Source organism: Frateuria sp. YIM B11624 (assembly GCF_049727805.1).
In the GTDB taxonomy this organism is placed as follows: Bacteria; Pseudomonadota; Gammaproteobacteria; order Xanthomonadales; family Rhodanobacteraceae; genus Frateuria_A.
In genome coordinates this window covers 1-24,282 of sequence record NZ_JBCNYA010000023.1, presented here as the reverse complement: position 1 = coordinate 24,282, position 24,282 = coordinate 1, and the positions used below count along the sequence as shown (strand labels likewise).

Annotated in this window: 25 protein-coding genes and 1 tRNA gene; 12 read left to right on the top strand and 14 right to left on the bottom strand. The window is 68.3% G+C overall.

Going from position 1 to position 24,282, the window contains the following annotated elements; translation table 11 throughout:
• Positions 1–58: 58 nt before the first annotated feature.
• Entirely contained in the window at positions 59–1,555 is a 1,497-nt protein-coding gene (locus AAIL17_RS12540; RefSeq protein WP_424683182.1) for a helicase HerA-like domain-containing protein, read from the top strand.
• Complete coding sequence (gene greB, locus AAIL17_RS12535) at positions 1,552–2,073, top strand: transcription elongation factor GreB (RefSeq protein ID WP_424683181.1); 522 nt, start codon at positions 1,552–1,554, stop codon at positions 2,071–2,073. Before AAIL17_RS12540 ends, greB begins: the two co-directional genes overlap by 4 nt.
• Here the strand turns inward: greB and AAIL17_RS12530 are convergent.
• Genes AAIL17_RS12530 through rimO form a run of 3 tightly spaced genes read right to left on the bottom strand, consistent with a single transcriptional unit; the run spans position 2,055 to position 4,686 of the window.
• Positions 2,055–2,462: a YidH family protein gene (locus AAIL17_RS12530; protein ID WP_424683180.1), complete on the bottom strand. Its 408-nt coding sequence runs from the start codon at positions 2,460–2,462 to the stop codon at positions 2,055–2,057. The genes greB and AAIL17_RS12530 overlap by 19 nt on opposite strands.
• A 46-nt stretch (positions 2,463–2,508) precedes the next feature.
• Positions 2,509–3,342 carry a DUF3025 domain-containing protein gene (locus AAIL17_RS12525; protein WP_424683179.1) on the bottom strand — a complete coding sequence of 278 codons (834 nt, stop codon included), beginning with the start codon at positions 3,340–3,342 and terminating at the stop codon, positions 2,509–2,511.
• A gap of 6 nt (positions 3,343–3,348) precedes the next feature.
• On the bottom strand, positions 3,349–4,686 hold the full coding sequence (gene rimO / locus AAIL17_RS12520) for a 30S ribosomal protein S12 methylthiotransferase RimO (protein ID WP_424683178.1): 1,338 nt from the start codon (positions 4,684–4,686) through the stop codon (positions 3,349–3,351).
• Between the two features lie 134 nt (positions 4,687–4,820).
• Between rimO and AAIL17_RS12515 the strand changes: the two genes are divergently transcribed.
• Complete coding sequence (locus tag AAIL17_RS12515) at positions 4,821–5,489, top strand: dienelactone hydrolase family protein (RefSeq protein ID WP_424683177.1); 669 nt, start codon at positions 4,821–4,823, stop codon at positions 5,487–5,489.
• Positions 5,486–5,905, top strand: coding sequence for an HIT domain-containing protein (locus tag AAIL17_RS12510; protein ID WP_424683176.1), 420 nt, complete (start codon positions 5,486–5,488; stop codon positions 5,903–5,905). Before AAIL17_RS12515 ends, AAIL17_RS12510 begins: the two co-directional genes overlap by 4 nt.
• Positions 5,906–5,937: 32 nt before the next feature.
• On the opposite strand, the gene AAIL17_RS12505 is transcribed toward AAIL17_RS12510, so the two are convergent.
• From AAIL17_RS12505 to apbC, 4 genes are all read right to left on the bottom strand, one after another.
• Positions 5,938–6,429, bottom strand: a complete 492-nt coding sequence (locus AAIL17_RS12505) for a hypothetical protein (RefSeq protein ID WP_424683175.1) — start codon at positions 6,427–6,429, stop codon at positions 5,938–5,940.
• Between the two features lie 95 nt (positions 6,430–6,524).
• A complete protein-coding gene (dcd, locus tag AAIL17_RS12500) occupies positions 6,525–7,091 on the bottom strand; it encodes a dCTP deaminase (protein WP_424683174.1) in 567 nt (188 codons plus the stop codon).
• 143 nt (positions 7,092–7,234) lie between these two features.
• A complete protein-coding gene (locus AAIL17_RS12495) occupies positions 7,235–7,777 on the bottom strand; it encodes an NADPH-dependent FMN reductase (protein ID WP_424683173.1) in 543 nt (180 codons plus the stop codon).
• On the bottom strand, positions 7,774–8,868 hold the full coding sequence (gene apbC / locus AAIL17_RS12490) for an iron-sulfur cluster carrier protein ApbC (protein ID WP_424683172.1): 1,095 nt from the start codon (positions 8,866–8,868) through the stop codon (positions 7,774–7,776). The genes AAIL17_RS12495 and apbC overlap by 4 nt, the downstream gene beginning before the upstream one ends.
• A 156-nt stretch (positions 8,869–9,024) precedes the next feature.
• On the opposite strand from apbC, the gene AAIL17_RS12485 reads away from it, so the two are divergent.
• On the top strand, positions 9,025–9,471 hold the full coding sequence (locus tag AAIL17_RS12485; RefSeq protein WP_424683171.1) for a DUF2147 domain-containing protein: 447 nt from the start codon (positions 9,025–9,027) through the stop codon (positions 9,469–9,471).
• Between the two features lie 52 nt (positions 9,472–9,523).
• Here the strand turns inward: AAIL17_RS12485 and panC are convergent, their stop codons facing one another.
• The 4 genes from panC to pcnB form a co-directional block, all read right to left on the bottom strand.
• Positions 9,524–10,369 carry a pantoate--beta-alanine ligase gene (panC, locus tag AAIL17_RS12480; RefSeq protein ID WP_424683170.1) on the bottom strand — a complete coding sequence of 282 codons (846 nt, stop codon included), beginning with the start codon at positions 10,367–10,369 and terminating at the stop codon, positions 9,524–9,526.
• A gap of 23 nt (positions 10,370–10,392) precedes the next feature.
• Positions 10,393–11,223, bottom strand: coding sequence for a 3-methyl-2-oxobutanoate hydroxymethyltransferase (gene panB / locus AAIL17_RS12475; protein ID WP_424683169.1), 831 nt, complete (start codon positions 11,221–11,223; stop codon positions 10,393–10,395).
• Between the two features lie 136 nt (positions 11,224–11,359).
• Entirely contained in the window at positions 11,360–11,842 is a 483-nt protein-coding gene (folK, locus tag AAIL17_RS12470) for a 2-amino-4-hydroxy-6-hydroxymethyldihydropteridine diphosphokinase (protein ID WP_424683168.1), read from the bottom strand.
• Between the two features lie 124 nt (positions 11,843–11,966).
• Positions 11,967–13,310 (bottom strand): polynucleotide adenylyltransferase PcnB, encoded by a 1,344-nt coding sequence (pcnB, locus tag AAIL17_RS12465; RefSeq protein ID WP_424683167.1) that lies wholly within the window; start codon positions 13,308–13,310, stop codon positions 11,967–11,969.
• A 178-nt stretch (positions 13,311–13,488) separates the two neighbouring features.
• Here pcnB and AAIL17_RS12460 point away from each other — a divergent pair.
• Together AAIL17_RS12460 and fdxA are read left to right on the top strand one after the other, a co-directional pair.
• Positions 13,489–13,564, top strand: a tRNA-Glu gene (locus AAIL17_RS12460).
• A gap of 179 nt (positions 13,565–13,743) precedes the next feature.
• Positions 13,744–14,067: a ferredoxin FdxA gene (gene fdxA / locus AAIL17_RS12455; protein ID WP_424683166.1), complete on the top strand. Its 324-nt coding sequence runs from the start codon at positions 13,744–13,746 to the stop codon at positions 14,065–14,067.
• Between the two features lie 182 nt (positions 14,068–14,249).
• Here fdxA and AAIL17_RS12450 read toward each other — a convergent pair whose 3' ends face one another.
• Positions 14,250–14,828 (bottom strand): hypothetical protein, encoded by a 579-nt coding sequence (locus AAIL17_RS12450; RefSeq protein ID WP_424683165.1) that lies wholly within the window; start codon positions 14,826–14,828, stop codon positions 14,250–14,252.
• 41 nt (positions 14,829–14,869) lie between these two features.
• Positions 14,870–15,763 carry a 4-hydroxy-tetrahydrodipicolinate synthase gene (dapA, locus tag AAIL17_RS12445; protein WP_424683164.1) on the bottom strand — a complete coding sequence of 298 codons (894 nt, stop codon included), beginning with the start codon at positions 15,761–15,763 and terminating at the stop codon, positions 14,870–14,872.
• A gap of 133 nt (positions 15,764–15,896) precedes the next feature.
• Here dapA and AAIL17_RS12440 point away from each other — a divergent pair, with 133 nt between their 5' ends.
• The 5 genes from AAIL17_RS12440 to mfd all read left to right on the top strand — a co-directional run bounded on the left by AAIL17_RS12440 (position 15,897) and on the right by mfd (position 22,906).
• Positions 15,897–16,454, top strand: coding sequence for a glycine cleavage system protein R (locus AAIL17_RS12440; protein ID WP_424683163.1), 558 nt, complete (start codon positions 15,897–15,899; stop codon positions 16,452–16,454).
• Between the two features lie 136 nt (positions 16,455–16,590).
• Entirely contained in the window at positions 16,591–17,052 is a 462-nt protein-coding gene (locus tag AAIL17_RS12435; protein WP_424683162.1) for a peroxiredoxin, read from the top strand.
• Positions 17,053–17,173: 121 nt separating this feature from the next.
• Entirely contained in the window at positions 17,174–18,556 is a 1,383-nt protein-coding gene (locus tag AAIL17_RS12430) for a PhoH family protein (RefSeq protein ID WP_424683161.1), read from the top strand.
• A 200-nt stretch (positions 18,557–18,756) separates the two neighbouring features.
• Entirely contained in the window at positions 18,757–19,359 is a 603-nt protein-coding gene (locus tag AAIL17_RS12425) for an N-acetyltransferase family protein (RefSeq protein ID WP_424683228.1), read from the top strand.
• A gap of 91 nt (positions 19,360–19,450) precedes the next feature.
• Positions 19,451–22,906 (top strand): transcription-repair coupling factor, encoded by a 3,456-nt coding sequence (gene mfd, locus AAIL17_RS12420; protein ID WP_424683227.1) that lies wholly within the window; start codon positions 19,451–19,453, stop codon positions 22,904–22,906.
• Between the two features lie 80 nt (positions 22,907–22,986).
• On the opposite strand, the gene AAIL17_RS12415 is transcribed toward mfd, so the two are convergent.
• Positions 22,987–23,934 carry an integron integrase gene (locus AAIL17_RS12415; protein ID WP_424683160.1) on the bottom strand — a complete coding sequence of 316 codons (948 nt, stop codon included), beginning with the start codon at positions 23,932–23,934 and terminating at the stop codon, positions 22,987–22,989.
• Positions 23,935–24,282: the final 348 nt, after the last annotated feature.

Sequence of the window (24,282 nt, the reverse complement as noted above, 5' to 3'; positions counted from 1 at the left end):
AACTGCGACCGGCGTCCGCTTGGCTACAATCCGGCCTCCACTGCACGGAGCGCCTCGCATGTCCGACATCCTGATCGGCCGCAACGACACCACCGACGTCAGCCTGCAACCGCGCTACGGCAACCGCCACGGCATGGTCGCGGGCGCCACCGGCACCGGGAAGTCGGTCTCGCTGATGGTGCTGGCCGAAGGCTTCTCGCAGCTGGGCGTGCCCTGCGTGCTGGCCGACGTGAAGGGCGACCTGGCCGGGCTCGCGTTGCCGGCGAGCGAGCCCGGCGACAAGATCAAGGCGCGACTGTCGAAACTCCGTCTCGCCGACTGGCGGCCGCAGGCCAACCCGGTGATCTTCTGGGACCTCTACGGCAAGCGCGGCCATCCGCTGCGCACCACCATGAGCGAGCTGGGCCCTACCCTGCTCGGCCGCGTGCTGGAACTCAACGACACCCAGCAGGGTGTGCTGGAGATCGTGTTCAAGCTGGCCGACGACAACGGCTGGCTGCTGCTGGACCTGGCCGACCTGCGTGCCCTGCTCGCCTTCGCCGCGGACAACGCCAAGGACATCTCCACCCATTACGGCCTGGTCGGCAGGACCAGCATCGCCGCGATCCAGCGCGCGCTGCTGGCGCTGGAACAGGCCGGCGGCGAAGGCTTCTTCGGCGAGCCCGCGCTGGAGCTGGCCGACCTGCTGCGCCAGGACATGAGCGGGCATGGCGTGATCAACGTGCTGGCCGCCGACCAGTTGATCCTCAAGCCCCGGCTTTACGCCACCTTCCTGCTGTGGCTGCTGTCCGAGCTGTTCGAGCAGTTGCCGGAAGTGGGCGACCTGGAGCAGCCCAAACTGGTGTTCTTCTTCGACGAGGCGCACCTGTTGTTCGACGACTGCCCGCCCGCGCTGCAGCAGCGCGTGGAGCAGGTGGTGCGCCTGATCCGCTCCAAGGGCGTGGGCGTGTACTTCTGCTCGCAGAACCCTGACGACGTGCCGGAGGAGATCCTCGGCCAGCTCGGCAACCGCATCCAGCATGCGCTGCGCGCGTTCACCCCGCGCGACCAGAAGGCGGTACGCGCGGCCGCCGAAACCTTCGCGCCCAATCCCAGGCTCGACGTGGCGCAGGCGATCGGCCAGCTCGGCGTGGGCGAGGCGCTGGCCTCCACCCTGCGCGAGGGCGGCGTGCCCAGCCCGGTCGAGCAGGTGATGGTGACCACGCCGCGCTGCCGCATCGGCGCCATCACCGACGCCGAGCGCAGCATGGTGCGTCAGCGCTCGCCCGTCGGCGCCAAGTACGACACGCCCATCAACCGCGATTCGGCGGCCGAGATGCTCGCCCAGCGTGCCCAGGCCAAGACCGCCGATGCAGCGGTTGTCGCAACGGCGCCGGCAGGCGCGCAGAACGATGGCGCCTGGGGCGGCGCCGTGCACGACGCACTGTTCGGCACCAAACGCCGCCAGGGCATGATCGAGACGATGGGCAAGCAGGTCGTGCGCACGATGGGCAGCCAGCTCGGCCGGCAGATCCTGCGCGGCGTGCTCGGCGGCCTGCTCGGCGGGCGCCGATGAGCCGTTGGCGCCCACCCGCGCCATCCTCCACCGCGATCGTCACGCGGGAGGGTTTCGAGAAGCTCAAGGCCGAGCTCGACCACCTGTGGCATACGTTGCGCCCGGAGGTGGTCAAGGCACTGGCCGCGGCCGCGGCCGAGGGGGACCGTTCGGAAAACGCCGAGTACACCTACCGCAAGAAGCAGTTGGGTGAGATCGATCGGCGCGTGCGCTACCTCAGCAAACGCATTCCCCTGTTGAAGGTGGCCGAAGGTGCGCCGGCGGACCGCGGGACGGTGTTCTTCGGCGCCAGCGTGGAACTGGAGAACGTCGACAGCGGCGAAGCGGTGCGCTACCGCATCGTCGGTCCCGATGAAACGGACGCCAGGCGCGGCTGGATCAGCGTCGATTCGCCGCTGGCCCGCGCGCTGCTGAAGAAAAAGCTGGATGACGAGTTCGAAGCCGAACTTCCGGCCGGCCGCACGCGCTTCGCGGTGATTGCGGTGGACTACACGTTCGATTACCCCAGGTCGGGCTGAGAGCCGAGCGCGGCCAGCTCCTGGCCCACGTAGACGACCAGGAAAAGCCCCAGCAGCACCAGGATCGCCGCCAGCAGCTTCTCGCCGACCGGACCGGCGTAAGCCTCCATGCGCTCCTGCGCGATGTCGCGGCGATTGCGCAGGAAGCGCGCCGAGGCGAGCAGGATGATCAGCGCACCGAACACGATCAGCAGCAGGCCGACCCATTCGGTGGTGCGCAGGTGCAGATGCAGCCGGTGCGCCGCGCGCGAGGCGTTGGTCGAGGCGTAGGTGAGGAACAGGTCGAAGCGCTCGACCAGGAAGCCGAACGCCATCACCGCGATCGCGGTGCGTACCCAGGCCAGGTAGGTGCGTTCGTTGGCGGCGTGGTCGTTGAAGCGCGGAATCACGCGGTCGCTCCACGGTATGGGGACGGCCACTGTGCAGGCGGCGGCGTCAAGAGCCCGTGGGGCGGCTCCATCGTGGCCGGCCCTGGATGACCAACGGCTGGGGATAGGCCCGCCCGGCGCGCAACGGCTGGTAACACGGCGTCGTTAGATGGAACGCCTCGCTGCCGTTGTCACCATGCCAGCCGGGAATGCCCGACAGCGGCAACGGCCGCAGCTCCTGCGGATCGCGCAGCAAGCGCCCGTCCGCAATCGCGCAGGCGACCCGGTCGCGGGCAAACCGCGCATCGCCGACCACCGCGATCGCCTTGCCCACCAGCAGCCGGTCCGGCGAGAGCGCGTGTTCGAGCAAGGCATGGCCGAACACCACCAGTTCCAGCGAACCATCCAGCCATGCGTCGCGGTGACGCCAGAACAGGCCGTGCCAGTCATGCGCATCCCACAGCGGCAGCAGCGCGGGATCACGCAGGGACAGGATCACGCCCGCCTCGTCGAAATGCGTGAGCGCGCACTGCGGGCGCGTGCGCCGTTTCGGCCCGGCCTGGGCCAACTCGGCGACCTGTTGCGCGTTGAGCGCGCGCTTGAGCGCCGGATGGCACAGCCACACCAGTGCATTGAACAGGTCGTGCCAGTTGCGCTCGCGGGTGGCGATGGCGCCGGTCTCGGCGATGCGCTGTTCGTAATGGCGGCCATCGGCCAGCAGCGCCGGCGTCTGCGCCACGAAACGCTCACGCGAGCCCGGCGGCCAGCGCGCATCGAGAGCCTCGATGGAAGGCCAGTCCGGCCCGTGCAGCAGGTCCGCGTACGCGCTCCACCCGGCCAACGGCGACTGCGCGAACACCGCCGGATCGATCGCCTCGCGCGCCGGCGCGACGTGGCGCATGGGCGGCTAGACGACCTTGAGCAGCGGCTGCGCCAGGCACGCGTGCAGGTCGTGCTCGTCGGCGTCCTCGACCACCACCTGCACGAACTGGCCGGGCTTGAGCCCCTGGCCGTCGGCGATGTGCACCACGCCGTCGATCTCCGGCGCGTCGGCCGACGAACGCGCGACCGCGCCGTCGGCACCGGCCTCGTCGACCAGCACGGTGAGCGTGCGGCCGAGCTTGCGCTGCAGCTTGGCGGCGGAGATTTCCGCCTGCACCGCCATGAAACGCTCCAGCCGGTCTTCCTTCAGTTCCTCGGAGACCGGATCGGGCAGCTCGTTGGCGCGCGCGCCCTCCACCGGCGAATAGGCGAAGGCGCCGACGCGGTCGAGCTCCGCCTCGCGCAGGAAGTCGAGCAGCTCCTCGAACTCGGCATCGGTCTCGCCGGGGAAGCCGACGATGAAGGTACTGCGCAGGGTGATGTCCGGCACCGCGGCGCGCCAGCTGCGGATGCGCTCGAGCGTCCTGTCGATGTTGCCGGGGCGCTTCATCAGCTTGAGGATGCGCGGGCTGGCGTGCTGGAACGGGATGTCCAGGTAGGGAAGGATTTTCCCCTCGGCCATCAGCGGCATCACCTCGTCCACGTGCGGGTACGGGTAGACGTAATGCAGGCGCGTCCACACGCCCAGCTCGGACAGGCCCTGGCACAGCTCGGTCATGCGCGTGCGGTAGGCCTTGCCGCGCCACTCGCGCTCCGCGTACTTCAGATCCACGCCGTAGGCACTGGTGTCCTGCGAGATCACCAGCAGTTCCTTGACGCCGCCCCTGGCCAGTTTCTCGGCCTCGAGCAGCACCTGGTCGACCGGACGCGAGACCAGGTCGCCGCGCATCGAAGGGATGATGCAGAAGCTGCAGCGGTGGTTGCAGCCTTCGGAGATCTTCAGGTACGCGTAATGCCTGGGCGTCAGCTTGACGCCCGTGTCGGGGATGATGTCCAGCAGCGGATTGCGCTGCGGCGGCAGCGCCGTGTGCACCGCACTCATCACGCTTGCATAGTCCTGCGGGCCGCTGATCGAGAGCACCTCCGGATAGGCTTCGCGGATCAGCTCCGAGCGCTTGCCCAGGCAGCCGGTGACGATCACCTTGCCGTTCTCGTGCAGCGCCTCGCCGATCGCGTCCAGCGATTCCTGCACCGCCGCATCGATGAAGCCGCAGGTGTTGACCACCACCGCGTCGGCCGCCTGGTAGCTGGGCACGATCTCGTAGCCCTCGACCTTGAGCTGGGTGAGGATGCGCTCCGAATCGACCAGCGCCTTGGGGCAGCCGAGGCTGACGAAACCGATCTTGGGGGAAGCCTGCGACATGGATTGCTACCGGAAAATGCCAGGAAAACCAGCCGGAAACCCGGCCGTGAAAACGGGCAATTATACGTGAGCGGGCGGCTCACCACCGGGCCGGTATGCTTGGCGCTTCAGCAACATGCAGGAGCCGTCCAGCCATGGGCCAGTCGATCAACATTCCCACCAGCGGCACGCAGTGCATCGGCGGCTACCTCGCCAGGGCCGAAGGCAAGCCCAAGGGCGGCGTGGTGGTGATCCAGGAGATCTTCGGCGTCACCGCACACATCCGCGACGTGGCCGACCGCTTCGCGGGCGCCGGCTACACGGCGATCGCGCCGGCGTTCTTCGATCATCTGGAAAGCGGGCTGGAACTGCCCTACGACGACAGTGGCATGGCACGCGGCAAGAACCTGGTCACCGAGCTGGGGCTGGAGCGCGCGGTGGAAGACGTCGCCAGCGCCGCCGAGGCGATCGCCTCGGCCGGCCGCATCGGCACGGTCGGCTACTGCTGGGGTGGCACCGTGGCGCTGCTCGCCGCGCTGCGGTTGGGGCTGCCGTCGGTGAGTTACTACGGCGCGCGCAACCTCGCTTTCCTCGGCGAGACGCCCAAGGCGCCAGTGATGTTCCATTTCGGCGAACGCGACAGGAGCATCCCGCCCGAAGCTGTCGCCAAGCATCGCGAGCGGCTGCCGCAGATGGACGTCTTCACCTACCCGGCCGGGCACGCCTTCAACCGCGACCACGATCCGCATTACGACGAAGCCAGTGCCACGCTGGCCTGGCAGCGCACGCTGGCCTTTCTCGACAGGGAGCTGGCGGGCGCATGAGCAGCATCGGCTTCCTGCTCGACCCGCGCCTGGCGGCCGACACGCTTCCGGTGGCGCGGCTGGACCTGTGCGAACTACGTCTGATGAACGACGAGCGCTTCGCCTGGCTGGTGCTGGTGCCGCAGCGCGCGGGGCTGGTCGAGATCGCCGACCTGACGCCCTCGGAGCGCACGCTGCTGTGGCACGAGGTCGAGCGTGCGGGCGCCGCGCTGCGCGCGGTGGCGCCGTGCGACAAGCTCAACCTGGGCGCGCTGGGGAACATCGTGCGCCAGTTGCACGTGCACGTGGTGGCGCGGCGCGAGGGCGACGCTGCGTGGCCGGGGCCCGTGTGGGGCAACGGGCCGGCCGAGCCCTATCCGGAAGCCGCACGCATGTCGCTCGTCGGGGAACTGCAGACCGCCCTGTCGAGCCCGTAGCACGCGGAGCGTGCTACCGGAGTTCCCGGACCTCAGTGCTGGTCCTGGTCCATGCTGCTGCCCGCGGCGGATTTGCCCTGAAGCTCGTCACTCATCTTGACCGGGGCGTGGTAGTCCTCCAGCGCACGCGCCTTGGTCTCGACCGGGTTGATCTTTTTCAGCGTACCGCCGTCGTCGTAGTACACGACAAAACCGTAGTCCAGCTGCATGCGTGCCATGAACTGCAGGTGCGCCTTGCGGATCTTCGAGTCGTCGCTGGGCATCAGCAGCACGGTCTTGGGCAGCTTGCCGACATCCTTCAGATAGGCGAAGTGACTGCCGGTATCCAGTGCGGAGAGTACGGCGCCGTCGACCAGGAACTGGCCGCTCTTGTAGGCCTCGATGGTGGTATCGAATTCGCCCTTGGATTGCGCGATGGCAGCCTCGTCCTTGACGCTGCCGCGGTGGCAACCACCCAGCACCAGCAGGGTGCCCAGCAGGAGCGCCGCGCCGGCGCGGTGGAACATCGTCGTGAAGCGGGTCATGCGGATCTCCTGGGTCGAACCTTGGGGAACCGTCGCAGTGTAGCGCCGGCGGGGGCGCACCGACCGGTCCCGGCCGACGCGGTTCATGCAGCCGCTCAGGTACGCGGCAGGGTCACGCCCTGCTGGCCCTGGTACTTGCCGCCGCGGTCCCGGTAGCTGGTCTCGCATTCCTCGTCGGACTCCAGGAACAGCATCTGTGCGACGCCTTCGTTGGCGTAGATCTTCGCCGGCAGCGGCGTGGTGTTGGAGAACTCCAGCGTCACGTGCCCCTCCCACTCCGGCTCCAGCGGCGTGACGTTGACGATGATGCCGCAGCGCGCGTAGGTGCTCTTGCCCAGGCAGATGGTCAGCACGTTGCGCGGGATGCGGAAGTACTCCACCGTGCGCGCCAGCGCGAAGGAATTGGGCGGGATGATGCACACGTCCGCTTCGATGTCGACGAAGCTGGTCGGATCGAACGCCTTCGGATCGACGATGGTCGAGTTGATGTTGGTGAAGATCTTGAACTCGCGCGCACAACGCACGTCATAGCCGTAGCTGGAGGTGCCATAGGACACCAGCTTGTCGCCGCCGCGCAGCTTCACCTGGCCCGGCTCGAACGGCTCGATCATGCCGTGCTGCTCGGCCATGCGGCGGATCCACTTGTCGGACTTGATGCTCACGCTTGCGCTCCATCGATGGCCCGGTCGCCGGGCGCAAAGCGGGAAAAATACACGGTCCGGCAGGCTCGGCGCCAGCCGGTACGAAAGGCTGCAGGGCGGGCATTAACTATTGGGCGGCGGCAAGGGGGACCGGCCGACGCCACTTACGCGAACAGCGCGTGCTCCAGCGCGGCCAGCAACCCATGCAGTTCGGCGCAGCGCTCGGGGCTGGCCAGCACGTCCTCGCGGGTGCAGCCGGCACCGGGCAGCGCCACGTTGCCCGAGGCTCCGCCCAGCACGCGCGCCGACATCGTCTGCAGGATCTCCGCCAGCGCGTCCTGCGCGTGATGCGAGCCGCGGCCGGAGGCGTTGAGCAGCGCCACCGGCTTGTCCGGGAGTTCCAGGCTGCCGACCAGCCAGTCCAGCAGGTTCTTGAAGACGCCCGGCACGCCGTGGGCGTACTCCGGGCAGGCGATCAGCAAGGCGTCCGCCTGCCCCACCTTCTCGCGCAGTGCGAGCACGACCGCAGGAACGGCGACGGTTTCGACATCCGGATTGAACGGCGGCAAATCGCCCAGGCCGTCGTAGATGACCAGTTCCAACGTCGATGGCGCCAGCGCCTGCGCCGCCTGCAAGGCCGCGGTGTTGGCCGAGCGCTGCCGCAGGCTGCCGGAAAGGCACAGCACCGTCTTGCGGGCGGCGCTCATGCCGAAGGCGCGTTCTGCACCACGATCTTGCCCAGCCCCAGCGACTTGTTGCGCGGCTGGCGCGACAGCCGCCCGGCCGCGTTGCGCGCGATCTCGCGGTAGCGCGCGGCCAGGTCCGAATCGGGCATCGCGGCCACGGTGGGCGTGCCGCCGTCGGCCTGCTCGCGGATGCGGATGTCCAGCGGCAGCGAGCCCAGGTACGGCACCGCGTATTTCTCGGCCATGCGTGCGCCGCCGCCGGCGCCGAACACGTGCTCCTCGTGGCCGCAGTTCGAGCACACGTGGGTGGACATGTTCTCGACCAGGCCGAGCACCGGCACCTCGACCTTCTCGAACATCTTCAGCGCCTTGATCGCGTCGAGCAGCGCGATGTCCTGCGGCGTGGTGACGATCACCGCGCCGGCCACCGGCACCTTCTGCGAGAGGGTGAGCTGGATGTCGCCGGTGCCGGGCGGCAGGTCGATGACCAGGTAGTCGAGCATGTCCCAGCGGGTGTCGTTGAGCAGTTGCATCATCGCCTGGGTGACCATCGGGCCGCGCCAGATCATCGGCGTTTCCGGATCGACCAGAAAGCCGATCGACATCGCCTGCAGGCCATGCGCCTGCATCGGAATGATGCTCTTGCCGTCGGGCGACTGCGGCTTGCCTTCGATGCCCAGCATGCGCGGCTGGCTGGGGCCGTAGATGTCCGCGTCCAGCACGCCCACGCGCGCGCCCTCGGCCTTGAGCGCCAGCGCCAGGTTGGCCGAGACGGTGGACTTGCCGACGCCGCCCTTGCCGGAGGCCACCACGATGATGTTCTTGACGTTTGGCAGCGGCGCCAGCACGCCCTGTACCTTGTGCGGCTGGACGCGGCTGGCGACCGACACGCTGGCCGCTTCGATCGCCGGATCGGCCTCCAGCGCCTGGCGCACGCGGTTGGTCAGCTCGTCGATGGCCGAAGCGGCCGGGTAACCGAGCTGGATGTCCACCGACACCCGCGCGCCATCGACGCCCACCGCGCGCACGGCATCGGCCATGGAGGCGTCGGTATGCGGGTCGATCAGGCCGCCGAGCAATTGGCGCACGCGCGCTTCGTTCACTTCGCTCATGGGAAAGCACTTCGTTCGTGGGTCGCCGATTATGCCAGCCGCGGCACCTTTCCCGCCTGATGCAGGTCAGCCACGAAGCGTTGCGCAACGCAGCTTGACGGCCCCGCGGGCGCTCGTCAGTCTCACTACCGTACGCTTTCGTACGGGAGGGCAACCATGAAGCCATTGTTCCGCCTGGCGCTGTTCACCGGCCTGCTGCTCGGCAGCGCCGCCGTCTACGCCGCCAACGACACCCCGGTCGGCACCTGGAAGACCATCGACGACACCACCGGCAAGCCCAAGTCGATCGTGCAGATCACCGAACAGAACGGCGAACTGCAGGCGAAGGTGCTCAAGGTGCTGCAGTCGGACGAAGGCCCGAACCCGATCTGCCGCAAGTGCGACGGCGAGCGCAAGGACCAGCCGGTCGAGGGCATGACCATCATGTGGGGCGTCACCCGCGACGGCGACGTGTGGGACGGCGGCAAGATCCTCGACCCGCACAACGGCAAGACCTACAAGGTCAAGCTGAGCATGCTCGAGGGTGGACAGAAGCTCGACGTGCACGGCTACATCGGCTTCGCGCTGCTGGGCCGCAGCCAGGTCTGGGAGCGCCAGGAATAAACCCGCTCCGGGCGGCGGGACGGGCCACGCCCCATCCCGTCGCCCACGTCGTTCAATCGAACGCCATGTTGTCGATCAGCCGCGTGCCGCCCAGCCGTGCGGCGATCAGCGCCACCAGGCCCTGGCGTTCGTCGTCGGCCGGTTCGGTTAGATCCTCGGCACGGCGGATCACCGCGTAGTCCGGCGCGAACCCCGCGCGTTCCAGCGTCGACGCCGCGGCCTGCTCGATCACCCTGCGCGCGTGGCCCTTCTCCAGCAGCTCGCGCATCTTCAGCAACGTCTCGTGGATCTGCGGCGCCAGCGCGCGCTCGCCGACGGACAGGTACTGGTTGCGCGAGCTCAGCGCCAGGCCATCGGCGGCACGCAGGGTCGGTGCGGCGACCACCTTCAGCGGCAGCGCCAGGTCGCGCACCATCCGCTCGATCACCTTCAACTGCTGAAAATCCTTCTGGCCGAACACCGCCACGTCCGGCTGGACCAGGTTGAACAGCTTGCACACCACGGTGGCCACGCCGTCGAAGTGGCCGGGACGGTGCGCGCCTTCCAGCGTGTCGGTGATGCCCGGCACGTGCACGCTCACGCTCTGTGCCGCACCGAACGGATAGATGGTGGCGACATCGGGCGCGAACAGCAGGTCGCAGTCCATCTCGGCGAGTCCGGCCTGGTCCTGCGCGAGCGTACGCGGGTAGCGCTCGAAATCCTCATTCGGGCCGAACTGGGTCGGGTTGACGAAGACGCTCGCCACCACGCGATCGGCGCGCGCGCGCGCCAGCTTGATCAGCGAGTGGTGGCCCTCGTGCAGGTTGCCCATGGTCGGCACGAAGCCCACCGTCTGGCCCTGGATGCGCCAGCCGCGGATGGTCGCGCGCAAACCGGCGGCGTCTTGCACTGTCTGCATGGCGTTGGTTCCCGGAAAGGGGATCAGTCGAAGCTGTGTTCCGGCGCCGGGAAGGCGCCGCTGCGCACGTCCTCGGCGAAGGCGGCAAGAGCCGCTGCGACAGAATGGCGGCCGGCAAGGAAATCCTTGCTGAACTTCGGCCGTTTGCCCGGCGTGATGCCCAGCAGGTCGTAGATCACCAGCACCTGGCCGTCGCAGTGCGGCCCGGCACCGATGCCGATCACAGGGATCTCCAGGGCGCGGGTGACCCGCTCGCCGAGCGCGCTGGGCACGCCCTCGAGCACCAGCAGGTCGGCGCCGGCGGACTGCACCGCGAGCGCCTCGGACAGCACGCGGTCGGCCGCCTCCTGCTCGCGCCCCTGGATGCGGAAGCCGCCGAACTTGTGCACCGACTGCGGAGTGAGCCCCAGGTGTGCGCATACCGGCACCGCCCGCGCGCCGAGGGTAGCGATGGCATCGAGGATGTGCGGTGCGGCGCCTTCGATCTTCACCGCGGCAGCGCCCGCCTCGCCGACCAGGCGCGCGGCGGCCTCGAGCGTGTGCGACACGTCGCGGTCGGCCATGAACGGCAGGTCGGCGATCAGCAGCGTGGCGTTGAGCCCGCGCGCCACCGCGCGGGTGTGGTAGGCCATTTCGTCCAGCGTGACCGGCAACGTGCTGCGGTGGCCCTGCACGACCATGCCCAGCGAATCGCCGACCAGCGCCACGTCCACGCCCGCAGCCTCCAGTTGCCAGGCGAAGCTGGCGTCGTAGGCGGTCAGCATCACGATCTTGCGCCCCTGCGCCTTCATCGCGCGCAGGCCCGGCACGGTGACCGGCTTGCGGGCGGGAACGCTGGCGTTGTCGACGTACACGGCAGTTCCTTGCGGGAGCGGGCAGGCGATTATCCGGCCCCCGGTCGCGCAGGCCAAGCGCTGGCGGGAAACGCTGTCGGGCGGGCTTCAGCCGGGCTCTTCGACAAAGCGATACCGGCAGCCCGGCCCGGGCTGCCTATGGTTCGACGACGCAACCGGCGGCGTCGGCAGCGGCCAGCAGCGCATCCACCCGGCCCTGTCCGGGCAGCTCGAGTTCCGGCGCCAGCTCGGCCAGCGGCAACAGCACGAAGGCGCGCTCGCCGATGCGGGGGTGCGGCAACGTCAGGCGCTCGTCGCGCAGCGTCACACCCTCCATGTGCAACAGGTCCAGATCCAGCGTGCGCGGTCCCCAGCGTTCGCCCTCGCGCACGCGTCCGGCGGCGCGCTCGATGTCGAGCAGCGCATCCAGCAACTCGTGCGGCGCCAATGCGGTTTCCAGCTCGGCGGCGGCGTTGAGGAACGGTGGCTGCTCGCGCAACCCCCACGGCGGCGTGCGGTAGAACCGCGAGCGTGCCAGCAGGCGTGTGCTCGGCAACGCGGCCAGGTCATCGAGCGCCTGGCGAAGGATGGCATGCGTGTCGCCCAGGTTGCCGCCCAGCGCGACGAAGGCCCGTGTCATGCGCGAAAGGCGGCAGCGCGCGGCCTGACCTGACGTGCGGTCAGGCGGTGCGCCATGCGCCACCACCTGAGGCCAGCCGGCAGGCAACACAGGCTACTGGGGGTCATGACAGGCTCTCTGAGGATCAGGCCGAGCCGGACTTGCCCGCCGGCTTGCGCCGGCGGCGCTTGCGCGGGGCTGCGGTGGCGGCCGCGCCGGCCGGTGCCGCCGTGCCGGCAGGCAGCGCTGCGGCCAGCACCTCCTGCGGCAACTGCTGCGCGTGTGCCCACCACTGGCCGAGTTCGCGGATCGCCGGCGACTCGGCCGCGCGCAGCAGCAGGAAATCGAACGCGGCGCGGAAGCGTGGATGCGCCATCAGGCGGAACACCCGCTTGCGCTGGATCTGCTCGAAGCGCGGCTGCAGCGACCAGATTTCTTCCATGGTGAGAGTGAAGCGGCGCGGGATCGCCACGCGCTGGCACTGCTCGCCGACCACGTGCGCCGCCGCGCGCGCCCAGGCCTCGTTGCCGTCCACGCCCTTGGCCATCCAGCCATGCGCCAGGTCGCGCACCTCGCCCCACAGCAGCACGGCGAACAGGAAGGCCGGCGTCACCGACTTGCCCTCGGCGATGCGCTGGTCGGTATTGGCCAGGCCCTGCTCGATCAGCGAACGCAGCGCCTCGTCGCCGCGCTTGAGCGCGCGCGCCGTGGCCGGGAACAGGAACTTCAGCAGCCCGCACTGCTCGAGCATGCGGAAGCTCTTCAGGCCGTTGCCGGCCAGGAACATCTTGAGCGACTCGTCGAACAGCCGCGCCGGCGCCGCATCACACAGCAGCGGGCCCAGTTCCTCGAACGGCGCGGAGGCCTTGCGGTCGATGGTGAAGCCCAGCTTGGCCGCCAGCCGCGCCGCGCGCAGCATGCGCACCGGATCCTCGCGATAGCGCTTGGCCGGATCGCCGATCAGGTGCAGCACGCGGTTCTCCAGATCCTGCATGCCGCCGACGTAGTCGCGCACCGAGAAATCGCTGATGTCGTAGTACAGCGCGTTGACGCGGAAGTCGCGGCGCACCGCGTCTTCCTCGATGGTGCCCCATACGTTGTCGCGCACGATCAGCCCGTCGACGATGTGGCGATCGCCCTCCCCGCCCTCTTCTTCGCCGGTGCCGCGAAACGTGGCCACCTCGATGATCTCCGGACCGAACACCACGTGCGCGAGGCGGAAGCGCCGGCCGATCAGGCGACAGTTGCGGAACAGCTTCTTGACCTCGTCGGGCGTGGCGTTGGTGGCCACGTCGAAGTCCTTGGGATGGCCGCCGAGCAGCAGGTCGCGCACGGCGCCGCCGACCAGGAAGGCGTCGTAGCCGGCGTCGTGCAGGCGGTAGAGCACGCGCAATGCGGCCTTGCTTATGTTCTTGCGGGAGATCACGTGCTGCTCGCGCGGAACGATCGCGGGCACGGGCGTGACGGAAGTCCTTGCTTCTGGGTTCAAGCGGTCTGGATCCTTGGCGGCGCGCCGGGCGCCGGTGCAACAATCGCGGCGCAATGCGCTGCGTCCGTCCGCGCGGCAGGCGTGCCGGCGGCCTGTTCCGGACGGCAGCGCGAAGGGTCTTCACGAGGCATTGCCGGGCGAAACAATTCCGCTATACTAGCGCGCCTCGCAGCTCTGCGCTCCCTTCGTCTAGTGGCCTAGGACACCGCCCTCTCAAGGCGGGAACACGAGTTCGAACCTCGTAGGGAGCGCCATTATTTTTGCAATCGTCCATGATTGCCGCTGTCTGGAAGGGCCTCGGTAAACCCTTAGCTCCTGGCTATCGGCTAGACTAGAAGCGGCCATCCATGGCCGCACTTTTCACAAGAAGCAGCGCTCCGGCTCGGCATCTCGAGCAGACAGCGCGTTTTCTACAGCCGACTCGAAGCCGCCCATGACCTTTGTCGTTACCGACAACTGCATCAAGTGCAAGTACACCGATTGCGTCGAGGTCTGCCCGGTCGATGCTTTCCATGAAGGCCCGAACTTCCTGGTGATCAATCCGGACGAGTGCATCGACTGCACCTTGTGCGAGCCGGAATGCCCGATCAACGCGATCTATCCCGAGGACGACGTCCCGGCCGGCCAGGAATCGTTCGTGGCGATCAATGCCGAGCTGTCGCGGGAGTGGCCGGTGATCACCGAGCGCAAGGACGGCCTGCCGGACGCCAAGGAGTGGGAAGGCAAGCCGGACAAGCTCAAGCTGCTGGAACGCTGAGCCATCCGCCTGGTTCTGCGACGCCGCCTTCGGGCGGCGTTCTTGTTTGCGGGACCCGGACGTCGCGGGGTAGCTCCAATCCACCATCCATGCACGGCATGGTGGGCTGAAGCCCACCCTACAGTGCAAAAGCAGACGCCGCCCGAAGGCGGCGTCTGGCAAACCGGAAGGGATCCCGACGATCAGCCGCCGAGCTTCGCCTTCAGCGTGTCGACCACCTTGGCCACTGCCGCCGCCTGGCCCTGCGCACGCACTTCGCTGGCGTTGTCGCCGCTGGCGGTGACGGTCACCTGCACCTGGCGCGCGGCCTTGCCGGGCGTGGCCGCATCGCCCTTGCCGTTGCGATGGAACAGGCGGCCAAAGAAGCCGCGCTTCTTCGCCGGCGCGGCTACCACGTTCACCGTGTAGCTGTGCGCGCCGTCGTCGTGCGCGGTGACCTGGCCCACGCTGCCCAGCACCTCGCCGACGCGGCGATAGGTGTTGTCCGCGCTGTCGGCCAGCACGAAACCGTCGGCGATCATGCCGCCTGCCCCGCCCACGTCGGCGGTGACGCCCGCAGAGGTCGGGTTGTTCGCGCCCGGCGGCGGGATCACCAGCGCGTCGGTCGCCGCCGGCGTATCCAGGCCCGGCGGGATCTCCAGCGGGGATTCCTGGCGTGCGGTGTCCCAGGCCTTGTGCGAACGGAGCATGCCGCAACCGGAAAGCAGCAGGCCGCTCAGGACCAGGGCCGGAAGGGCGACGACGAGCGAGGATTTCTTCATGGATGGTTTTCCGAAAAAGGGATCAAGCGGCAGCCGGAAGATCAGGCGACGGCCGCCAAGGATGCCAGAGCAGCCAGGGCTTCGTGCAGACGGGCGCGGTCCGGGCCGTCGGCCAGCTCGACCAGCGGCAACCGGGGCTTCGCCGAACCGAGTCCCAGCGCCGGCAGCATGGCCTTCACCGCGATCGGGTTGGGCGCGCAATTGAGTGCCTGCACCAGCGGGTCGAGCCGGTCGTGGGCACGGCCGGCAGCTTCCCGATCGCCCGCCGTGGCCGCGTCGCACAACGCGCGGAACGCCTGCGGCACCAGGTTCGCCACCACCGAAACGGTACCGGCCGCGCCAGCCAGCATGGCCTTGCCTGCCGTGCCGTCGTCGCCGGATAGGTAGACGAAATCCGCGCGCACAAGTTCCGCAAGCGCGTGGATGCGCTCCTCGCTGGCCACCGCCTCCTTGATGCCCAGGATCGCCGGATGGTCGCGCAACTGCGCGACGGTTTCCGGAAGCAGGTCGCAGGCGGTGCGCGTGGGCACGTTGTAGAGCAGCACCGGCACGCCGCCGTGTTCGGCCACCTCCAGGAAATGCCGGCGCAGACCTTCCTGGGTGGGCCGCACGTAATACGGTGCAACCACCAGCGCCGCATCGGCACCCAGCGCGCCGGCACGGCGGGTCTGCGCGACGGTGCGCGCGGTGGCAGCCTCGCCGGTACCGGCGATCACCGGCACGCGGCCGGCGACACGCTCCACCGCATAAGCCAGCAGCCGCTCGAACTCGTCATGCTCGAGCATGTGCGCCTCGCCGGTGGAGCCGGCCACGACCAGCGCCTGCGTGCCCCCGGCGAGCTGGTAGTCGAGCAGGCGCCCGAAGGCCGGCAGGTCGAGCGAGCCATCGGCGGCAAACGGTGTCGCCAGCGCGCAGATGCTTCCACGAATATCCAAGACGCTATTCCGGCTTGAAGGCAAGCAAGGGATGGTACTGGTGGCCCGTGCACAGTGGAAGGGAGAGTCCTCACCCTGCGATTTCCGGAGCGTCCTAAGCTAAGCTGCCCGGGTTACCAAAGGTGGCCTCCCCTTGAACCGTCCTTCCGCGCGCGCCGGCACCGACAACCAGCTGCTGATCCACACCCTCACCCCGGCGCCGCGCACGCCGCTGCTCACGTTGACCAAGCGCATCGCCGACGCCGGCTGCAGCCTGTCCGACGCGCGCGTTTCGACCATCGGCAACGACACCTCGCTGCTGATGCTCGCCACCGGCGCGTGGGACGCGATCGCAAAGCTGGAAACCGCGCTGGCCAAGCTCGGCCGCGACGAGGAACTGCGCCTGTCGCACTACCGCACCGGGCCGCGCGAGCAGAGCGGCACGCTGCTGCCCTACCTGGTCGAAGTGGTGGCGGCCGACCGCGCCGGCATCCTGGTGAAGGTGGTCGAATTCTTCAGCCGCCACGACATCCGCGTGGAACAGCTGAGCTCGATGCGCTACCAGGCCATGCAGACCGGCGCGCAGATGTTCCAGGCGCAGATCACCATCGGCATTCCGTCCCAGATCCACCTCGCCACCTTGCGCGACGATTTCCTGGAGCTCTGCGACGGGCTCAACCTCGACGCGATCATGGACCCGGTGAAGTTCTGAGCATCGCGCGTCGCGCGCCGTTCGACAAGCCTGTTGCACGCCGCGCGCAGCGCGCTAGTCTTTCCCCCGAGGGCCGAAGAAGCGCCACGCCGGCGCGCTTCCCCAATCGATTCATCGATGACCTCGCGGAGAACCCATGCCCGATATCGGCAAACCGATTCCCCCCCTGATCGGCACCACCGGCGACGACACCGAACTGGAGCTCTCCCAACTCCAGGGCCGCTGGGTGGTGGTGTACTTCTACCCGAAGGATTCCACCCCCGGCTGCACCACCGAGGCGCAGGATTTCCGCGACCTCTACGACGACTTCAGGAAGCGCAACGCCGAGATCGTTGGCGTGTCGCGCGACTCGGTCACCTCGCACGCCAACTTCGCCGACAAGCAGGCCCTGCCCTTCCCGCTGATCGCCGACACCGACGAGAGCTGGTGCAAGGCCTTCGACGTGATCCACGAGAAGGTGCTCTACGGCAAGACGCACCTTGGGATCGTGCGCAGCACTTTCCTGCTCGATCCCAAGGGCCACCTCGCACAGGAATGGCGCGGCGTGAAAGTCGCCGGCCACGCCCAGGCCGTACTGGACGCCATCCCCGCCAAGTGACGCACCTTCGCATCTTCGAGCACTCCCTTTGCACGGCGCGCAGCCGTGCTCTCCGGCGGCCTGCGACCCTCGTGGTCCAGGCCGCTTTTCTTTGGTCCGACAAAAGCGAGGCCTCTTCCGCATGACCGGAAGCAAGCGTATCTACGCACTCGACACCAACGTGCTGCTGCACGATCCCACCTCGCTGTTCCGCTTCGAGGAACACGACGTCTTCATCCCGATGACCGTGCTGGAGGAACTGGACGAAAAGAAGAAGGGCGCATCGGAAGTCTCGCGCAACGGCCGCCAGGTCAGCCGGTTCCTCAACGAACTGATCGAGCGCGGCAACGGCCACGGCATCAGCAACGGACTGGAGCTGTCCAACCCCAAGGGCGTCAACCTCAAGCGCGGCGGCGCGGTGGGCCGCCTGTACTTCCAGCAGCGCACCTCCGCCAACGGGCACAGCAAGGCGGACAACCTGATCCTCGCGGCGGTCATCGAGCTGCGCGACCAGAATCCGGACCGCGCGGTGATCCTGGTCACCAAGGACATCAACCTGCGCATCAAGGCCAAGATCTACGGCATCGACGCGGAGGACTACGAGAACGACCGCGCGCTGGATGACTTCGCGCTGCTCTACACCGGCTCGACCGGGCTGCCCGAGGACTTCTGGGACCGCCACCCGGAAGTGCAGTCCTGGACCGAACGCGGCCGCACCTTCTACAAGCTCGACCACCGCGAGGACGAGGACTGGCATCCCAACCAGTGCCTGTTCCTGCCCGGCGACAACGCCGTCGAGCTGCGCGTGCTGCACGTCGACGATGCGCAGACCACGCTGGTGCTGCTGGACGACCACAGCCACCCCAACCATAGCGTGTGGGGCATCGCCGCGCGCAACCGCGAGCAGAACTTCGCGCTCAACGTGCTGATGGACCCGGATGTCGACTTCGTCACCCTGCTCGGCACCGCCGGCACCGGCAAGACGCTGCTCGCGCTCGCCGCCGGCCTGGCGCAGGTGATGGACCAGCAGCGCTACCGCGAGATCATCATGACCCGCGCCACGGTGTCGGTCGGCGAGGACATCGGCTTCCTGCCCGGCACCGAGGAGGAAAAGATGACGCCGTGGATGGGCGCGCTCACCGACAACCTGGAGGTGCTCGCCAATCCCGAAGAAGGCGGTTCGTGGGGACGCCAGGCGACCAACGACCTGCTCGCCTCGCGCATCAAGATCCGCTCGCTCAACTTCATGCGCGGGCGCACCTTCCTCAGCCGCTACCTGATCATCGACGAGGCGCAGAACCTCACGCCCAAGCAGATGAAGACGCTGATCACCCGTGCCGGCCCCGGCACCAAGATCGTCTGCCTGGGCAACGTCGAGCAGATCGATACGCCCTACCTCACCGAGACGACCTCGGGTCTCACCTACGCGGTGGACCGCTTCAAGGGCTGGGAGCATTCGGCGCACATCACGCTGCGCCGTGGCGAGCGCTCGCGGCTGGCCGACTTCGCCTCCGAGGCGCTCTGAGCCAAGCCAGGGGCGGGCCACGCGCCCGCCCCTGTCGGAGCGCCATCTTCACGCGCCCTTGCCGCACTGCCGCAGACGCACGGCAGCCACCCGCCTGCCTGTTCACGCCAACTGCGCACCGCCTGGCCCATAACGGCGCCCTCGTTGCGCCGCCCGTTCATGCTGCAGCGCAAACAATACGCTAGAGTATGGACATGACCATCCAGCCTGCCATCGACTTCGCCAGCCCGATCCGCAACGCGCCGCTGCCGCCGCGCACCAACCAGCGCTTTGCGCGCACCCAGTCGGCGCCGTCCAATGCCGATCCGGTCACCACCCGTGATGGCCGCGTCCTGCATCTGCGTTCCATCGAGCCCGGCGACGTCGCCGCGCTGCGCCGCTGCTTCACGCGCCTGCCGGCCGAAGACATCCGCCGCCGCTTCCTGCACACCCTGACCGAGCTGCCCGAACCTATGGCCCGGCGTCTGTGCCACATCGACCCGGCGACCGAAGCGGCCTTCGTGCTGGTGGACGACAGCGTGACGCCGGCGGAGCTGCGCGGCGTGGGCCGCGTCTTCATCGACGAGGCGACCGACAGCGCCGAATTCTCCGTGCTGGTCGAGCGCGAATGGACCCGCCTGGGCCTGGGCGCCGAACTGATGCGCCGCCTGGTCGCCACCTGCCGGGAACGCGGGCTGGCGGAACTCTGGGGCTACGTGCTGGTGGAGAATCGCCCGATGCTGTCTCTGTGCAACGAACTGGGCTTCACCTCGCGGATGCTGCCGGACGAACCGGGCATCGCCCAGATCACCCTGCGGCTCTGAGGCGCCGAGGCACGCGCCCCTGCGGGGAGCGCCACCTGCCGCGCTAAACTTCTTCGCTTTCCCGCCGCGGCACCCGGCCGCGCGACAAGCGATCCCGATGCCCCAGATTCCCCACCCGCCCCTGCCCACCTCCCCCAAGCAGCGCCGCTTCTGGACCCCGCCCCACGGTTCCTCGCGCGCCCTGCTGATCGCCGAAGCGGCCCGCGACCACGCCGGCCTGCTGGTGGCGGTCACCCGCGACACCCAGCGCGCCTCGGCGCTGGAAGACGAGTTGCGCCTGTTCGCCGGTGACCTGCCGGTGCTGCATTTCCCCGACTGGGAAACGCTGCCCTACGACATCTTCAGCCCGCATCCGGAGATCGTCTCCCAGCGCATCGCCACGCTCTACCGCCTGCCCTCGGTGCAGCGCGGCGTACTGGTGGTGCCGGTGGCCACGCTGATGCAGCGCATCGCGCCGCGTTCGCACGTCACCGGTTCGGGGCTGGTGCTGGCCAAGGGCCAGAAGCTGGACCTGGCCGCCGAGCAGCGCCGGCTGGAAGCGGCCGGCTATCGCCACGTGCCGCAGGTAGCCGAACCGGGCGACTATGCGGTGCGCGGAGCGCTGATCGACATCTTCCCGATGGGCACTGCCGAGCCCTACCGCATCGAACTGTTCGACGACGAGGTCGATTCGATCCGCAGCTTCGATCCGGAAACCCAGCGCTCGCAACAGCCGGTGGAGAAGGTCGAACTGCTGCCCGCGCGCGAATTCCCGCTCACCGACGAGGCGGCCAAGGACTTCCGCAACAACCTGCGCGAACGCTTCCCGATCGACATCCGCCGATGCCCGCTCTACCAGGACATGAAGGAAGGCGTGACGCCCGGCGGCATCGAGTACTACCTGCCGCTGTTCTTCAAGCAGACGGCAACGCTGTTCGACTACCTCGGCGAGGGCGCGCTGTTCGTGCTGGGCGAAGGCGCCGGCGAGGCGTCCGACCAGTTCTGGACGAACACTGCCGAGCGCTACGACCAGCGCGCGCACGACATCGAACGGCCGGTGCTGCCACCCGCCGAGCTGTACCTCTCGCCCGAACAATTGCGCGAGCAGTTGAACAGGCGGTTGCGCGTGGAAGTGGTCCCATCGGGGCACGAGCACGCCGTCGACTCGGGCACCCTGCCCGCGCCCGAGGTGCCGCTCAACCGCAAGGGCGAGGAGCCGGGCACGTCGCTGCGGCATTTCCTCGCGAGCTACCCGGGCCGCGTGCTGATCGCCGCCGATTCGGCCGGCCGCCGCGAGGCGCTCGCCGAAACGCTCGCCGGCGCCGGGCTCAGGCCCGATGCGGTGGATGGCTGGAAAGGCTTCCTCGATACCACGGCCACGCGGCTGGCGATCAGCGTCGCCCCGCTCGAACAGGGCTTCGCCCTCAAGCAACCGGCGCTCACCGTCCTCACCGAACGCGAGCTCTACGGCGAACGCGTGCGTACCGACCGCAAGCGCCGTCGCGGCGCTGCGCGCGATCCGGACGCGATCATCCGCGACCTGACCGAGCTCTCGGTCGGCGCGCCCATCGTGCACGTCGACCACGGCGTGGGCCGCTACCAGGGCCTGGTGTCGATGGAACTCGGCGGCATGGAGGGCGAGTTCCTCGTCATCGAGTACGCCAAGGGCGACAAGCTCTACGTTCCGGTGGCGCAGCTCGGCCTGGTCAGCCGCTACTCCGGCACCGCGCCCGAACTCGCGCCGCTGCACTCGCTCGGTGGCGACGCGTGGGAACGCGCGCGCAGGAAGGCGGCAGAGAAAGTACGCGACGTGGCCGCCGAACTGCTCGCCATCTACGCCCAGCGCGAGGCGCGCGGCGGCGAGTCGATCGCCATCGACCGCGGCATGGTTGAGGAATTCGGTGCCAGCTTTCCGTTCGAGGAAACCGTCGACCAGGAGCAGGCCATCGATGCCGTGCTCGCCGACCTGGCCGCGCCGCGCGCGATGGATCGCGTGATCTGCGGCGACGTCGGCTTCGGCAAGACCGAGGTCGCGTTGCGTGCTGCCTTCGCCGCCGCCACCGCCGGCAAGCAGGTGGCCGTGCTGGTGCCCACCACCCTGCTCGCCCAGCAGCACTACCGCAATTTCGCCGACCGCTTCGCCGACTGGCCGGTGAAGGTCGACGTGCTCTCGCGCTTCAAGTCCACCAAGGAAGTGAACGACGCCCTCAAGCGCCTGGCCGACGGCCAGATCGACGTGATCGTCGGCACGCACAAGCTGCTGCAGCCGGACATCCGGTTCAAGAACCTCGGCCTGGTCGTGGTCGACGAGGAACAGCGCTTCGGCGTGCGCCAGAAGGAACAGCTGAAGAAGCTTCGCGCCGAAGTCGACCTGCTCACCATGACCGCCACGCCGATTCCGCGCACGCTCAACATGGCGATGGCCGGCCTGCGCGATCTCTCGCTGATCACCACGCCGCCGGCGCACCGCATGGCCGTGCGCACCTTCATCAGCACCTGGGACCCCGCCACCATTCGCGAGGCCTTCCAGCGCGAGCTCTCGCGCGGCGGCCAGGTGTACTTCCTGCACAACGAGGTCGACTCGATCGAACGCACCGCGCGCGAACTGGAGGAGCTGATCCCCGAGGCACGCATCGGCGTCGCCCACGGCCAGATGCCCGAACGCGAACTCGAGCGCGTGATGGCCGACTTCCACCGCCAGCGCTTCAACGTGCTGGTGTGCACGACGATCATCGAAACCGGCATCGACATCCCGACAGCCAACACCATCATCATCGACCGCGCCGACCGCTTCGGCCTGGCCCAGTTGCACCAATTGCGCGGCCGTGTGGGCCGCTCGCACCACCGCGCCTACGCCTACCTCGTCGTGCCCGACCGCAAGGCCATGACCGCCGACGCCGAGAAGCGCCTGGAAGCGCTCGCCTCGCTGGAGGAACTGGGCGCCGGCTTCACCCTGGCCACCCACGACCTGGAAATCCGCGGCGCCGGCGAACTGCTGGGCGAGGAGCAATCCGGCCAGATCCAGGAAATCGGCTTTGGCCTCTACACCGAACTGCTCGACCGCGCCGTGCGTGCATTGAAATCCGGCAAGATGCCCGACTTCGACCTTTCCTCCGAGCACGAAACGGAAGTGGAGCTGCACCTGCCTGCGCTGATCCCGGACGACTACCTGCCCGACGTGCACACCCGGCTAACCCTCTACAAGCGCATCGCCAGCGCGAAGAACGAGGACCAGTTGCGTGACCTGCAGGTGGAAATGATCGACCGCTTCGGGCTGCTGCCCGAGCCGACCAAGACCTTGTTCGCGCTCTCCAGCCTCAAGCTAATGGCGACGCCGCTGGGCATCCGCAAGCTGGACATCGGCGCCAGCAACGGCCGCATCACCTTTCGCGACAAGCCCGACGTCGACCCGATGGCGCTGATCCGCCTGATCCAGGGCCAGCCGCGCGTCTACAAGCTGGACGGCCAGGACAAGCTCAAGATCACCCTCGACCTCCCTGGCGCCGCCGAACGCATCCGCGCCGCCCAGGAAGTGCTCGTCCTACTCGGCGCCCGCCGCCCCGCCTGACCGGGCCCGCGAGGCTATGCTGCCTCTCCCCTTCGGGGAGAGGGGCTGGGGTGAGGGGCCGGGGCTCGCGGGAAACTCTTCTATCCCCGGTCCAACGGACTCATCACTCCCCGTCCGCCCCGATTGAGCACGTGCGTATAGATTTGCGTAGTCGACACGTCGGCATGCCCCAGCAACTCCTGGATGGTACGCAGGTCATACCCGTCCTCGAGCAAATGCGTGGCAAACGAGTGCCGCAACGTGTGGCAGGTTGCCGGCTTGGCCAGCCCGGCCCGCACGCGCGCCTGCTTGACCGCGCGCTGCAGCCGCGACTCGTCCAGGTGGTGCCGCCTCTCCTCTCCGTCGCGCGGGTCGCAACTGCGCACCGACGCGGGGAACACGTATTGCCATCCCCATTCGGCATTGGCCCGCGGATACTTGCGCACCAACGCATCCGGCAGCCACACCCGCCCGAATCCCGCATCCAGGTCGCGCTGATGGATCCGCCTGGCCTCCTCCATCTGCGCCTGCAACGGCGCCACCAGCGTGCCCGGCAGCATCGTATGGCGATCCTTCCCGCCCTTGCCCTGTCGCACGATCAACTCCCCCTTACCGAAGTCGACATCCTTCACGCGCAGACGCACGCACTCCATCAGCCGTAGACCCGCACCATAGAGCAGGCTCGCCATCAGCCATGGCGTTCCCGTGAGCTCGCCCAGCAGCGCGGCGATCTCCGGCCGTGTCAGCACCACCGGCAACCGTTGCGGCTTCTTCGCCCGCTCGATTCCATCCAGCCATGGCAATTCGACTCCAAGCACCTGCTTGTAGAGGAACAGCAAAGCCGACAACGCCTGGTTCTGGGTGGATGCCGAAACGCTCCCATCCACCGCCAGGCTCGTGAGGAAGCGCTCGATTTCCGGCGCCCCCATTTCGGTCGGATGCCGTTTGTCATTGGCAAGAATGAACCGCCGGGTCCAACCGACATACGCCTCCTCCGTCCTGCGTGCCAAACCCAGCCGCCGGATACGCTGCCGGACTTGGTCCAGCAAACGTGGGGGCTGCGCAGGCGCCAAGCTTGCAGCGCCATCTACCTCGTGAAAGGATGCCAAGCAACTACTCCCGCCAAACTTGAGGTGGCGAGATTAGGCTGCGGGATTAGGCTGCGAACAGGCGCGGAAGTCGTTGATTGTTGTAGGCTCGGCCAGAACCAAGGTGTAGGTCATCAGCGGTTAGGCTGCGCGATTACATCCCAATCTGAAACCTACTTTGAGTTAGGCCCTTGCTTGGTTGTTCTCTCGCAGCGTCTGCTTCGGCCGGCTCTCGCCAGCTTCCAGTCCTTCGCATTTGGCCGCGAGCTTTGCAGCGGTGCGGCAAGCTACAGGCTCCCAAAGCTGCTA